The organism is Acrocarpospora corrugata, from assembly GCF_009687845.1.
GTDB classification, from domain to species: domain Bacteria; phylum Actinomycetota; class Actinomycetes; order Streptosporangiales; family Streptosporangiaceae; genus Acrocarpospora; species Acrocarpospora corrugata.
In genome coordinates, this window is the sequence record NZ_BLAD01000037.1 from 266,465 (window position 1) to 280,135 (window position 13,671).

Sequence of the window (13,671 nt, forward strand, 5' to 3'; positions counted from 1 at the left end):
CGACCGCTGCCCAGCACCCAGGCTATCCGCCCTGCCGCGATCTTGTAACCCGAGGACACGCTCAAAGCCGCGACAATGGCATGGTGAAAGTCGGGACGCTTGAGGTCTGGCCGCCGGTGGTGCTCGCGCCGATGGCCGGCATCACCAACATCGCCTTCCGCACGCTCTGCCGGGAGCAGGGCGGCGGGCTTTTCGTGTGCGAGATGATCACGTCGCGGGCGTTGGTGGAGCGTAATCCGCTGACGTTCGAGATGATCAGGTTCGGGGCCGGTGAGCGGCCGCGGAGCCTTCAGCTGTACGGGGTCGATCCGGTCGTCATCGGCAGGGCCGCGCGGATGATCGCGGAGGAGGATCTGGCCGATCACATCGATCTCAACTTCGGGTGCCCGGTGCCGAAGGTGACGCGGCGTGGGGGCGGGTCGGCGCTGCCGTACAAGCGGAAGTTGCTGCGGGAGATTCTGCGGCAGGCGGTCGCCAACGCGGGCGGGTTGCCGGTGACGATGAAGATGCGGAAGGGGATCGATGACGATCACCTGACCTATCTGGACGCCGGGCGGATGGCCGCCGAAGAGGGGCTCGCCGCGGTCGCGCTGCATGCGCGGACCGCCAAGCAGCACTACGGCGGCAACGCCGACTGGGACGCGATCAAGCGGCTTCGGGATGCCGTGCCGGATATTCCGGTGCTGGGTAACGGCGACATCTGGACCGCCGACGACGCGCTGCGCATGGTCGCCCAGACCGGCTGCGACGGTGTGGTCGTCGGCCGCGGCTGTCTCGGCCGTCCGTGGCTCTTCCGTGATCTCGAAAACGCTTTCAACGGCGTCGAAGACCGCGCCCAGCCGACCCTGGGCGAGGTCACCCGCACGCTGCTCCGCCACGCCGAACTCCTCTGCGAGGTCATCGGCAGCGAAAGGTACGGCGTCGCCGACTTCCGCAAACACATCGGCTGGTACCTGAAGGGCTTCGTCGTCGGCGCCGAAACCCGCCGCCTGCTCGCCCTCTCCAACGGCCTGGCCGAACTCGAAGACCGCCTCGCGGACCTCGACCACGACCAGCCCTGGCCCGGCGAAGCCGCCGACGGCCCCCGCGGCAAGAGCGGCGAACGCCAGAAGGTCATGCTTCCCCACGGCTGGCTCGACGATCCGGACGAACTGACCGTGCCTTCGCCAGACGCCGAGGATACGACTTCGGGCGGCTGAAACCGGCTGGTCGCCGTTATCCGGCGCCGATTACGTTGTCACCACGTCTCGCCGCACCGGCGCCAAGAAGGCCAGGGATTGACGGCGTATTGAGTATCCGGTTACAGACGTACCAGGCCCGTGACGTGGATTACGGCGGAGCCGGCTTCGTCGGAGGCGGCCAGGTCTACCTCGGCGGTGATGCCCCAGTCGCCGTGGGCGGCGGGGTCTTCGATTACCTGGCGGACGCGCCAGAGTTCCTTTTCTTCCTCGATGTGGAGGAAGGCGGGGCCGCGGGCCGAGGGGCCGGTGCCGATTTCGTCGTGTTCCTCGTAGTAGGCGTCCATGGCGGAGGCCCAGTCGACGTCGGGGTGGAGTTCTTCGAGTTCTTCCTGCCGGTCGAGGGCGGTGAGTTCGACGAGGCGGAACATGACGTTGCGGACCAGGACGCGGAAGGCGCGGGCGTTCGCGGTGACCGGGCGGATCTTGGATTCGAGTTCGTCGCGGCTTTCGAGGGCCTCGGACGGGTTGGCGAGCTTCTCCCACTCGTCGATGAGGCTGGAGTCGACCTGCCGGACCAGCTCGCCGAGCCATTCGATCAGGTCGATCAGGTCCTCGGTCTTGAGATGCTCGGGGACGGTCTTGGAGAGGGTGCGGTACGCGTCCGCGAGATAGCGCAGAACGGTGCCCTCGGAGCGGGCGAGCTCGTAGAACTGGATGTAGTCGACGAAGGTCATCGCGCGTTCGTACATGTCGCGGATGATGGACTTGGGGCTGACCGTGTGGTCGCCGACCCAGGGGTGGCCCTGCCGGTAGGTCTCGTACGCGCCGAAGAGCAGCGTCTCCAGCGGCATCGGATAGGTGATCTCCTGGAGGAGCTCCATCCGCTCCTCGTACTCGATGCCGTCGGCCTTCATCTGGGCGACCGCCTCGCCGCGCGCCTTGTTGAGCTGGGCGTGCAGGATCTGCCGCGGGTCGTCGAGGGTGGATTCGACCACCGAGACGATGTCCAGCGCATAGGTGGGCGAGTCCGCCGACAGCAGTTCGAAGGTGGCCAGCGCGAACGTGGACAGCGCCTGGTTGAGGGCGAAGTCCTGCTGCAGGTCGACGGTGAGGCGGGCCCGGCGGCCCTGGTCGTCGGGCTCCTTGAGGGTCTCCACGATGCCGCCGGCGAGCAGCGACCGGTAGATCGCGATGGCGTGGCTGACGTGCCGGCGCTGCCATTTGCGGTCGTCGTGGTTGTCGGTGAGCAGGCGCTTCATCGCCTGGAAGCAGTCCCCGGGGCGGTTGATGACGGCCAGCAGCATCGCGTTGCTGACCTTGAAGCGGGAGTTCAGCGGTTCCGGTTCGGCGGTCTGGAGGTTGGTGAAGGTCTCCTCGCTCCAGTTGACGAAGCCCTCCGGCGGCTTCTTGCGGGCGTAGCCGCGGCGGCGTTTGGGGTCGTCGCCGATCTTGGCGAGGGCGCGTTCGTTCTCGATGACGTGGTCGGGGGCCTGGCAGGCGACATACCCGATGGTGTCGAAGCCGGCCCGGCCGGCCCGGCCGGCGATCTGGTGGAACTCGCGGGCGCGCAGGCGGCGGACGCGGCTGCCGTCGTATTTGGTGAGCGCGGTGAACAGGACGGTCCTGATCGGGACGTTGACGCCGACGCCGAGCGTGTCGGTGCCGCAGATGACCTTGAGCAGGCCGGCCTGGGCCAGGCGTTCGACCAGGCGGCGGTATTTGGGCAGCATGCCGGCGTGGTGCACGCCGATGCCGTGCCGTACCAGCCGGGAGAGGGCCCGCCCGAACTTCGTGGTGAACCGGAAATTTCCGATAAGCGTGGCGATGGCTTCTTTTTCGGCCTTCGAGCACATGTTGATGGACATGAGCGCCTGGGCGCGCTCCATCGCGGCGGCCTGGGTGAAGTGCACGACGTACACGGGGGCCTGGTTGGTGGTGAGGAACTCTTCCAGGGTCTCGTGCAGCGGGCTCATCCGATAGGAGTAGACCAGCGGAACCGGGCGTTCGGCGTTCTTGACCACGGCGGTGGGGCGGCCGGTCCTGCGGGTCAGGTCCTTCTCGAAACGCTCGACGTCCCCCAGCGTGGCCGACATCAGCACGAACTGGGCCTGCGGGAGTTCCAGCAGCGGCACCTGCCAGGCCCAGCCCCGGTCCGGCTCGGCGTAGAAGTGGAACTCGTCCATGATGACCATGCCGACGTCGGCGCGCGTGCCCTCGGCCAGCGCGACCTGCGCGAGGATCTCCGCCGTGCAGCAGATGATGGGCGCGTCCGCGTTCACGGACGCGTCCCCGGTCATCATGCCGACGTTCTCGGTGCCGAACACCGCGCACAGGTCGAAGAACTTCTCCGACACCAGCGCCTTGATCGGCGCGGTGTAGAAGCTCACCTCGTCCCGGGCCAGCGCCGCGAAATGCGCCCCGGCGGCGACCAGGCTCTTACCGGAGCCGGTCGGCGTCGCCAGGATCACGTTGCTACCCGAGACGACTTCCATCAGCGCCTCTTCCTGCGCCGGATACAGCGTCAGGCCACGCTCCTGGTTCCACTGCACGAAGGTCTCGAACAGGGAATCGGGGTCGGCGGTCTGGGGCAGTCGCTGGGTCAGGTTGAGGGTCACGCCTCCTATCCTGCCCTGAACAGCCGCTTTCGCCGAATGAAGGACTAGGTGGCTGGTGTTAAGCGGGCCATTCTGAGCATGGAATGCGCCAGGTGGACCACCCAGCACAGTTGTGGCGCGGCTGGCTGATCCAGCTGCGAGACCGGGACGGTTCCGATCCGCCCCATCAGACCTCGTCAAGGGACGGCTGGGCGATGACCCGAGCCGACCCTGCCCGCCCGCCCTGGCCGGTCAAGCCGTGACCATCGTCCAGGATCCGCCGGTGGCGGAGGCGATGCCCAGCACGGCCAGCCGTGCGAGGTTGACGGCGGCCGCCAGGAGGGAGAAGTCGGCGTCGATCTTCGCCCGGCCACGCATCCGGGCGCGGCGTCCGCCGTGACGGCGTCGCATCAGATGCGCGATCTTGCGTTCCACTTTGGGCCGGGTGGCCCGGTAGGTGGCCAGCCAGGCCGGATCGGCGCCATCGGCTCTTCCCCGCGCGAGATGTTCCTCATAGGGGCTGATGGTGATCCGGCGGCCGTCCTTGGCCGTGGTGCACCCGGCGGCCAGCGGGCAGGCCGCGCAGGCGGCGCCGAAACAGGCGGCGCCGCCGCCGTCGTTTCGGGGCCGGATGGCCGCGGTCACCTGGTTCGGGCAGGTGACCTGCCCGGCGTCCAGGTCGATGGTGAAAGCGTCCTTGGTGAAGCGTCCGCCCGCCGCGCTGGCCGGCTGCACCTTGACCATGGCCCTGATACCGGCCTCGGCCAGCCGCGCCAGCAGCGGGCCGGTCCCATAGGCGGCATCACCGTAAACCTCGGCCCGCCCGCCCTCGGCCGGGGAGGCGAGGACGTCGGCCAGCAGTTCGGCGGCGGGCTCGGCGTCACCGACGTTGCCCGCGCTCACCACGGCCGCGGTGATGATCTCACTGTCGGGATCCTCGGCCAGATGCCCCTTATATCCGTCGAAGGAGCGGCGCACCGTCTTATGGCCATGCCGGGCCTGGGGATCGACGGTGGAGATGATCCGGTCCCTGGCGACCTTGCGGGCGATCCGGAAGACCCCGTCCTCCTGGTCTCGGTCCAGGTCCTGGCCGAGCACGGTGGCCAGCAACCACGCGGCCTCGGCCACCTCCCGCTCCAGCTTCCGCCCCTCCAGGACGGCCAGCAGCGCGTACCCGTCCTTGGCGCGTGAATCGACCAGCGCCTCCCGCTCGGCGGCGTCGCTCCAGTCGATGACGGGTTTGCCCGTGCTGGTGTAGTCGTCCCCGCTGGAGATCACCGCCCGCAGCCCGGCCCGCAGCACGTGATCGGCCGCTCGCAGCAGAGCGCGGATCGCCGAGCGGATCAGCGTGATGGTGTCCTGAGTGGCCACCGCGTCGTAGATCGGCGCGCTGTCCAGGACCCGCCGCCGTCCCACCAGCCCGGCCTGGCCGGCCACCTCCACCGTCCGCTCGAAGATCCGGTCCGGCCGATCCGAGGCCGCCAACCTGGCCCGCATGTCCACCAGCACTGTGTGCACGAACCCCGGATGGTCGAAGTCCAGGCCGCCGGCGGCGTACTTCCACCGCACATCGAACGCGAAGCGATCCACCGCCTCGCGATCCGACAACCCTTCCAGCCGCTGCAGCACCATCACCACCGCCACGATCATCGGCGGCACCGACCGGCGGCCGTCGGCGGCGAACAGATCGGCGAACATCTCATCGGGAAACAACGCCCGGCACTCACGGTGCAGCACCGCGTAGATCGAGTTCGGCGCCAGCCGGCCCTCGCAGAAACCCACCGTGGAGGAGAGCAACCCCGGCTGCATCGGAGTCTGGCCCACTGCCATCGCTCGACCTCTCCCCGCTCTCGGTGACCAACAACGATCACCCTGGCACACGGGAAGAGGTCACCGCGAGATCACCAGAAAAACACCAGTCACCTAGAGGCGTTCGAGCACCACCACGGGGATCTCGCGCGCGGTCTTCTTCTGGTAGTCGTCGTAGGCGGGCCAGGCGGCCGTCATCACCGGCCACATCTCCGCCTTCTCCTCGGCGGTGGCGGTCCTGGCGTGTGCCTTGAACCGATCCCCGAGCACCTGGAACTCCACCTCAGGGTTGGCTTCCAGGTTGAGATACCACTCCGGCGGCGTCGGCGTCCCGCCCTTGGACGCCACGACCAGGTATTTGTCCTCCCACGGCTGATAGATCAGCGGCGTGGTGTGCTGGTTCCCGGTGCGCCGCCCTTTCGTGGTCAGCAAACCGGTCGTGGTCCCCTGCCAGTCGTGGCCCTCCGCGCCGTCCGTCGCGAGGTACCTCTCCACATGTTCCGCACCATAGAGCATGATGATTCACCTACCCTTTCCCCGCGCCTAACCATCTGCCGCGTCGATCAATTCCAGGGCAACCTTCAGTGACGCCTCGTTCCGCTCGGCCTCGTTCGCGTCGCCCTCGGGCAGCAGGAACCAGACGGCGTGCATGGCGAACAGCGCCAGCGAACGCTTCAGCTGCACGGTCAGCGGGTCACTGGAATCGGTGAACAGCCGGAGCAGGGTCAGCATCTTCAGCCGGGTCTGGCCCATCAGCGGATGGTCCTTGAGCGCGGTCTGGTTGCGTTCCATGAACCGCATCACCTGGTGGTGGCGGCCGCCGTGCAGCCAGTCGGCGTACCGGCGGACGATCTCGCGCCGTGACTCCATCGACTTCGGCTGTTCGCGCGCCCATTCGATCAGTTCGTCCAGGAACGCCACCCGGTCGGCCACCATGCCGGCGACGATGTCTTCCTTGGTGCGGAAGTGGTAGTACAGCGCCGCTTTCGTCACCCCGAGCGCCTCGGCGATCTCCCGCAGCGAGGTCGCCTCGTAGCCCTGCTCAGTGAAGAGCCGGAGCGCGATCTCCTGGATGCGCGCGCGGGTGTCGCGCGGACGATCCTCGGTGGTCTCCGACTCCGGGGCGAACGCACGGTTTGTGCTCGTTCGCTCGCTCATGATCACCCTTGTCCCTTTAATTCAACTTGACGGGCGGCAAGTAAGGACTTTAGCGTATCTTAGGTCACTAGCCGGTCGGCAAGTAAGTAAGAGTTTATCAAGGGGGCCCCAAATGACGGAAGCTTCGGCCGCTCCAGCGCGGTCGAGAGAGGTCATGATCGTCCTGCCAGGTCTGATGCTGGCCATGATGCTGGCGATGCTGGACAACATGATCGTCGGTACGGCCATGCCGCGCATCGTAGGCGAACTGAACGGCCTGGAGTACTTCACCTGGGTCACCACCGCCTACGTGCTCGGAACCACCGTCTCCACCCCCATCTGGGGCAAGCTGGGCGACCTCTACGGCCGCAAGAACATCTTTCTCAGCTCCATCGTCATCTTTCTGGTCGGCTCCGCCCTCTGCGGCATGGCCGGTTCCGCCCTCTTCGGCGGCGTCAGCGGCGGCATGACCGAACTGATCGCCTTCCGCGCGCTGCAGGGTCTCGGCGCGGGCGGCCTGATCGTCGGCGTGATGGCCATCATCGGCGACCTGGTCCCGCCGCGTGAGCGCGGCCAGTACCAGGGCATCATGGCCGCGATCATGTCCCTCGCGATGATCGCCGGACCGCTCGCGGGCGGCTTCATCACCGACCACCTCGACTGGCGCTGGGCCTTCTACGTGAACCTGCCGCTCGGCGGCATCGCGCTGGTCTGGCTGTTCCTCAAGCTGGACCTGCCGAAGTACCGCACCGAGCACCGGATCGACTGGCTGGGCGCGGCCGTCCTCACCGTCGGCATCACCGCGCTGGTCCTGATCACCTCGTGGGGCGGCCAGAGCCACGGCTACCCGTGGGGCTCCTGGCAGATCATCTCGCTGGGCGTGCTCGCGGTCGTGACACTCGCCCTGTTCCTGCCGATCGAGCGCCGCGCCGCCGAGCCGATCATGCCGTTGCACGTCTTCAAGGACCGCAACTTCAACCTGATCTCCTGGATCGGCTTCCTGCTCGGCTTCGCCATGTTCGGCGCGATCAGCTTCCTGCCGCTGTTCCAGCAGACCGTGCAGGGCTCCACCGCCACCAACTCCGGCCTGCTCCTGCTGCCGATGATGGGCGCGGCCATGGTCGTCTCCCTGTTCGTCGGCCGCACGATCACCAAGACCGGCAAGTACAAGATCTTCCCGGTGCTCGGCGGGGTCGGGATGGCGGCCGGCATGTGGCTGCTGTCCCTGATGGACGTCAACACCCCGGCCTGGCACACCGGCGTCTTCATCGCCGTGCTCGGCCTGGGCATGGGCTTCCTGATGCAGACCACCATGCTCATCGCGCAGAACAGCGTCGAGCAGAAGGACCTCGGCGTGGCGAGCAGCGCCAACACCTTCTTCCGCTCGATCGGCGGCTCCTTCGGCGTCGCCCTGTTCGGCGCGATCTTCAACAACCATCTCACCAGCAGCCTGACCGAGAAGTTCGGCCCTCAGGCGGGCGAGATGGTCTCCTCGGGCGGCCAGATGAGCCCGGCCGCCATGGCCCAGCTCCCGCCGGAGATCAAGACCGGCTTCCTGGAGTCGCTCGCCGACTCCATCAGCGGCGTCTTCGGCTGGGCGATCGTCTTCGCCGTGGTCGTCCCCGTCCTGGCCGTCTTCATCAAGGAGATCCCGCTGCGCAGCGGCAACGACGCCACCCCCGAGGTGGCAGAACCGGCCGCCGCGCTCTGATCACGGTACGGCTGCCGCCCCCTACCGGGGCGGCAGCCGTATTTCTTTTCCCAGCAGAGTAACCCCTTGCGTTCACTTCCCTACATTTTTCATCTCTTGTCACTCTTATTGAGAAAGTGATGATCCCCATGTCTGCCTCAATCGTGTGCCACGGAGTGCGTGGGGGTACGCATGGGAACGGTACGAGGAAATTCGCCTCCCGGCTCGGGCTGCTCGAGTTACCCGCCTGCGCCCTGGACCCGGTCGTGACGCCCGGCTGCCGGGCGGAGACCGGCGAGGCGCGCCGGCTCACCGTGCGGAACGATCTGGCGAACGGCCGGATCAGGGCGGAGGTGACCGCGCGGCCCGAGGGCGGCGGCTCGGTGTTCCTGCCGGCCTCCTTCGCCGAGCCGCCGGATCCCACCTCGGCGACCGGCAGCTTCGCGGCCACCGACCTGAAGCCGTCCGGCGCCCGGCAGTCCGGCAACTCGGGCGGCGACTTCTCCTACACCGTCCCGGTCCCGCTGCCGCCTTCGGTGTCCGGGCACGCGCCCGAGCTTTCGCTGTCCTATTCGTCTTCCGCGGTGGACTCGCTGACCGGCTACACCAACAACCAGGCGCCCTGGGTGGGGATGGGATGGGGGTTGTCGGAGGCGTACATCGAGCGGCGGTTCCGCTCCTGCGCGAGCGACGCGTTCTTCTCCGTGATCGCGCCGGAGCTGAGCAAGAACATCAATCAGGGCAGCTGGAAGCACTGGTGCTGGGAGTCCCCTGACGAGAACGACGAGGATGCGGCGACCACCGATCGCGCCAACTCGCATCTGGTGCTGTCGCTGGAAGGGCGTTCTTCGGCGATCGTGAAGGACCGCACGTCCGGGACGTACAAGACGGTGGAGGATTTCGGCTGGAAGATCGAGCAGATCGCCGCCGGCGCGGAGAGCGGGCAGCCCTACTGGCGGGTGACCACCCAGGAGGGGACCGTCTACCGGTTCGGCTTCCGGCGCGACGCCTCCCTCCAGGCGCCCTACCTGGGGGACGATCCGGGGGAGCCGTGCCACAGCCAGTATCCGAAGCACAATTTCATCACCGGGCAGAGTCCCGCGCTCGGGGCCGGTTCGTTCTGCCGGTCGCCGTGGCGCTGGTATCTCGACCAGGGGCCGACCTGAGATCAACGTGGTCGACTACTTCTACGCCCGCGAGGAGAACGGCTACTGCGGCGGCTGCGGGGTGGGCGGCGCGCTCCGCTACGACCGGGGCGGCTACCTGTCCAGGATCGAGTACGGGCACAACTCCGGCGTGGCGGGTTCCGTCCCGGCCGCGCAGGTGGTGTTCAACGCCGTCAACCGGGGGACCCCGCCCTCCGGCCACGGCGGTCCCTGGTTCGACGACACCCCGGGCGACCTGAACTGCGTGCCCGGCTCGACCAGCTGCCAGAACGCCAGCACCGCCTTCTACATCACCAAACGGCTGGACTCGATCGTCACCTCGGCGCGGCTCGGCACCGGACCGTGGGACGAGGTGGCCAGGTACGAGCTCGGCTACAAGTGGGTCGCCTCCCATCCCGTGACGCCGGGCGGGGCCGTCAACCAGCTGCTCTGGCTCGACCGGATCAAGACGGTCGGCCTGGCCGGCGACGCCCCGGACGTCGCCCTGCCGGTCATCGCCTTCGACTCGATCCTGCGCGACAACCGGGCCGACCACGCCCGCCTGGTCGAAGGCGACCGCACCGCCCGGCTGAGCGTCCCCCGCGTCGCCGCGATCGCCAACGGACTGGGCGGCCGGATCGAGGTGCCTACTGCCGGCCGAAGGGCTGCAACTGGACCAGCAGCCCGACCGGCTGGGACACCAGGGTCGCCGACTGCAGATGGCGGCGAACCAGAAGTTCCTGGACCGCGGGATCGTCAACGGCGACATCTTCATTCTGGCGTCGCCGACCGCGCGGAAGGGCTCCGTCTATGAATGGGAGATCAGTTACCTGAAGGGCAAGGGCTATGTGCTGTCGCCGGACGGAAAGAGTTTGATTCCGCCGCCTTGACCGGCGGCTCCGGGCCGGTCAGCGGAAGAAGAAGAAACGGCCGCCGCCGTCCTCGATCTCCGGCAGGGAGGTGGAGTCCAGGCGGAGCGTGTCCACGCCGGACTGGGGATAGCCTTCGCGCCGCAGCAGAGCCCTGGCGTGTTCGAGGTACCCGGCCAGTTCGGCGGGATCGCGGACGCGCTCGGCCTCTTCGGCGGTGGCGAAGATCAGCCAGATGGTCATGTTGTCCGGACTGCCGTCGAATGAGCAGATGATCTCGAAGTCGACCGGTCTGGGGGCCAGGCCGGCGAATCCGTCCACCTTCAGATAGCTCTCCACCTCGATCAGATGGGCGTAGTGGATCCGCGCCTCCGCCGCTTCGCGCTGCTGGCGGAGGCGCTTCCTGGCCCGCTTGTTCATCGGCTCGTCGGTCACGTTCTCACGATCACGCCTTGACCGCCGCCGCGGTCAAGGCGTCCACGATGTATTTCTGTGGCCACCGCTTCCGGATGGGTGTGGGCGGTTCTGCCTAGGCGGGCCGCTCGGTACGGTCGCCCGACCAGTCCGTGTGGAAAGTCCCGTCCCGGTCGATCCGCCGGTAGGTGTGCGCGCCGAAGAAGTCGCGCAGGCCCTGGATGAGGGCGGCGGGCAGCCGTTCCCGGCGCAGCCCGTCGTAGTAGGCCAGCGCCGAGGAGAAACCGGGCGTCGGCACCCCGATCTGCGCCGCCGTGGACACCACCCGCCGCCACGCCTGCTGCGCCTCGGTCAGCGCCTCGGCGAAGGTCGGGTCGGCCAGCAGGGTCGGCAGCTGCGGGTTCGCCTCGTACGCCGTCCGGATCCGGTCCAGGAACCGGGCCCGGATGATGCAGCCGCCCCGCCAGATCGTCGCCATCGCGCCACGGTCGATGTTCCAGCCGAACTCCTCGCTGGCGGCCGTGATCTGGTCGAAGCCCTGCGCGTACGCGATGATCTTCGACGCGTACAGGGCCAGCCGGACGTCCTCCACCAGGGAGTAGTTCGGCGCGGTCCCGTTCGGGCCCTCCAGGTTCCGGGCGGCGGCCCGCTGCTCCGGGTGGCCGGACAGCGCGCGGGCGAACACCGCCTCGGCGATGCCGGTGACCGGCACGCCCAGGTCCAGCGCGCTCGCCACGGTCCAGCGGCCGGTGCCCTTCTGCTCGGCCTGGTCCACGATGACGTCCACCAGCGGCTGCCCGGAGGCGTCCACGTGGTCGAGCACCTCGGCGGTGATCTCGATCAGGTACGACTCCAGGTCGCCCCGGTTCCACTCGCGGAAGATCTCCGCCAGCTCGGCGGGGGAGCGGCCGAGCGCCTGCCTGAGCAGGTCGTACGCCTCCGCGATGAGCTGCATGTCGGAGTACTCGATGCCGTTGTGCACCATCTTCACGAAATGCCCGGCGCCGTCGGGGCCGACGTGCACGCAGCACGGCACCCCGTCCACCTGGGCGGCGATGCTCTCCAGCATCGGCCCCAGCTCCCGGTAGGACTCCACGGAGCCGCCCGGCATGATGCTCGGGCCGTTCAGCGCGCCCTCCTCGCCACCGGAGATACCGGCCCCGACGAAGTGCAGCCCGCGCTCCTTCAGCGCCGCCTCCCGCCGCCGGGTGTCGGCGAAGTGCGCGTTGCCGCCGTCGACGATCATGTCGCCGGGCTCCATCAGCGCCGCCAGCTCCTCGATCACCGCGTCCGTGGCAGGACCGGCCTTGACCATGATGATCGCGCGGCGCGGGCGGCGGAGCGACGCCACGAACTCGGCCATCGAGCTCGCGGGGAGGAACGCCCCCTCATCCGAGTGATCCGCCATGATCTGCTTGGTCTTGCTCTCCGAGCGGTTGTGCAGCGCCACCACGTAGCCGTGGTGGGCCAGGTTCCTGGCCAGGTTGCGGCCCATCGTCGCTAGGCCCGTGACTCCGATGTCTGCTGTCTCCATGAGCCGCTCCTTTCCGTCAGGCCAGGTCAGTAACCGTACGACGAGCCCCCGGCTTTACTCGGCGTCGGTGTGGGGGTCGGCGTCGTGGACGACCCGGTCGCTGCGGCGGCGCCGGACGGGCGGAGCAGCCCCAGCAGTCCATGCTGGGCCTTGCTAATCCCGGCCGAGAACCAGATCGCGTTGGTTCCGCCATTCTCGGCGGTCCCACGCTCCAGGTCCCACAGCCCCTCGATCGCGATCGGCGATCCGTTGGCGTTACGCAGCGGGCCGAGGTAACGGCCGTTGCGCGGATTGTACGCGTTGACCCATCCGTCCCCGAAGTTGCCCACCAGCAAAGCGCCGGAGAACCCGCCGAAGCCCTGCGGTGCGATCGTCATCGCCCACGGCGCGTTGAGCGCGCCCCGGCTGACGACCCGCCCGCGGAAGCGGCCGTTCGCGGTGAACGTGCTGACGAAGCCCTTGCCCTTGCCTGGCACGACCTTGCCGGTGGTCTTGTCCCGCACGGCGTACGCGACCAGGACGGAGTCGCCGACGACCTCGACGTTCCACGGCGAGTAGGTGGCGGGCATGGTCGGGTCGCGGAACTGCCAGCGCGCCAGACGTACCCGGTTGAACTGGCTGTCGAAGACGTGCACCTTGCCGTGCGAGAACGATGGCGCGAGCAGGAACTGGCCGCGGTTGGTCTCCATCAGGGCCAGGCCCTTGTAGTCGGCGTTCCGGGTGAACGCGGCGATCTGGGCGTTCTTGGCGTCCACTTCCGCGTTCCAGGCGGTGATCGCGCCGGACGGGCTGGAGAAGATGAACGTGGCCGGTTTGTCCTTGATGGTGAAGCCGTCGCCCTTGTTGACGACCTGGCCGGTGGGCGCGCCGCCCGGGATGGCGACCTCGGTCTGCTCCTTCTTCACCGAGCCCGAGTAGACGGTCGCGGTGCCGGTGCCGGTGCCGGACACCCACAGGGTCTTGCCCATGGCCAGCCCCCACGGGTTGACCAGTTTGGGGTCGGTGACGGTGGCTTTGCCGGCCACGTCGGAGACGAGGTTGACCTGGCTGAAGCGGGTCGCGATACCGGTGGGTTTGTGTCCTGCGGCCGGGGTTTTGGCGGGGGTTTTGGCGGGGGTTTTGGTGGGGGTGTGGATGGTCGCATGCGCTGTGCCGGGGATGCTCAGGATGAGAGCGCCAGCACAGACAACGGCGATGCGTGATCGCATCGAGCCTCCTAGAAACCTGCTCGGGGTTCTTGACTGCTGAGGTAGCTGAGTTCGCGAAGCTCCCTTACGGGCCGAGATACGCGGTCATTT

Annotated in this window: 11 protein-coding genes; 4 read left to right on the forward strand and 7 right to left on the reverse strand. The window is 68.1% G+C overall.

Annotation, left to right across the window (positions count from 1 at the left end; translation table 11 throughout):
* Positions 1-80: 80 nt before the first annotated feature.
* Entirely contained in the window at positions 81-1,199 is a 1,119-nt protein-coding gene (dusB, locus tag Acor_RS04475) for a tRNA dihydrouridine synthase DusB (protein WP_155335212.1), read from the forward strand.
* 101 nt (positions 1,200-1,300) lie between these two features.
* On the opposite strand, the gene Acor_RS04480 is transcribed toward dusB, so the two are convergent.
* The 4 genes from Acor_RS04480 to Acor_RS04495 form a co-directional block, all read right to left on the reverse strand.
* A complete protein-coding gene (locus Acor_RS04480; RefSeq protein ID WP_218034122.1) occupies positions 1,301-3,796 on the reverse strand; it encodes a DEAD/DEAH box helicase in 2,496 nt (831 codons plus the stop codon).
* 231 nt (positions 3,797-4,027) lie between these two features.
* Positions 4,028-5,605, reverse strand: a complete 1,578-nt coding sequence (locus Acor_RS04485) for an IS1182 family transposase (protein WP_155335213.1) — start codon at positions 5,603-5,605, stop codon at positions 4,028-4,030.
* A gap of 93 nt (positions 5,606-5,698) precedes the next feature.
* Complete coding sequence (locus Acor_RS04490; RefSeq protein ID WP_308805624.1) at positions 5,699-6,079, reverse strand: nitroreductase family deazaflavin-dependent oxidoreductase; 381 nt, start codon at positions 6,077-6,079, stop codon at positions 5,699-5,701.
* Positions 6,080-6,127: 48 nt separating this feature from the next.
* Complete coding sequence (locus Acor_RS04495; protein WP_155335215.1) at positions 6,128-6,742, reverse strand: TetR/AcrR family transcriptional regulator; 615 nt, start codon at positions 6,740-6,742, stop codon at positions 6,128-6,130.
* 112 nt (positions 6,743-6,854) lie between these two features.
* Here Acor_RS04495 and Acor_RS04500 point away from each other — a divergent pair, with 112 nt between their 5' ends.
* The 3 genes from Acor_RS04500 to Acor_RS04510 all read left to right on the forward strand — a co-directional run bounded on the left by Acor_RS04500 (position 6,855) and on the right by Acor_RS04510 (position 10,370).
* The gene (locus Acor_RS04500) at positions 6,855-8,432 is read left to right on the forward strand and encodes an MDR family MFS transporter (RefSeq protein ID WP_155335216.1); all 1,578 of its coding nucleotides are present in this window, start codon (positions 6,855-6,857) and stop codon (positions 8,430-8,432) included.
* 128 nt (positions 8,433-8,560) lie between these two features.
* Positions 8,561-9,577 (forward strand): SpvB/TcaC N-terminal domain-containing protein, encoded by a 1,017-nt coding sequence (locus tag Acor_RS04505; RefSeq protein WP_170316786.1) that lies wholly within the window; start codon positions 8,561-8,563, stop codon positions 9,575-9,577.
* A gap of 7 nt (positions 9,578-9,584) precedes the next feature.
* The gene (locus tag Acor_RS04510) at positions 9,585-10,370 is read left to right on the forward strand and encodes a hypothetical protein (protein ID WP_155335218.1); all 786 of its coding nucleotides are present in this window, start codon (positions 9,585-9,587) and stop codon (positions 10,368-10,370) included.
* Between the two features lie 94 nt (positions 10,371-10,464).
* Here Acor_RS04510 and Acor_RS04515 read toward each other — a convergent pair whose 3' ends face one another.
* The 3 genes from Acor_RS04515 to Acor_RS04525 form a co-directional block, all read right to left on the reverse strand.
* Positions 10,465-10,860, reverse strand: coding sequence for a hypothetical protein (locus tag Acor_RS04515; RefSeq protein WP_155335219.1), 396 nt, complete (start codon positions 10,858-10,860; stop codon positions 10,465-10,467).
* Between the two features lie 94 nt (positions 10,861-10,954).
* Positions 10,955-12,373: an NADP-dependent phosphogluconate dehydrogenase gene (gndA, locus tag Acor_RS04520; RefSeq protein WP_155335220.1), complete on the reverse strand. Its 1,419-nt coding sequence runs from the start codon at positions 12,371-12,373 to the stop codon at positions 10,955-10,957.
* 26 nt (positions 12,374-12,399) lie between these two features.
* The gene (locus tag Acor_RS04525; RefSeq protein ID WP_155335221.1) at positions 12,400-13,581 is read right to left on the reverse strand and encodes a TIGR03118 family protein; all 1,182 of its coding nucleotides are present in this window, start codon (positions 13,579-13,581) and stop codon (positions 12,400-12,402) included.
* Between the last annotated feature and the right edge of the window lie 90 nt (positions 13,582-13,671).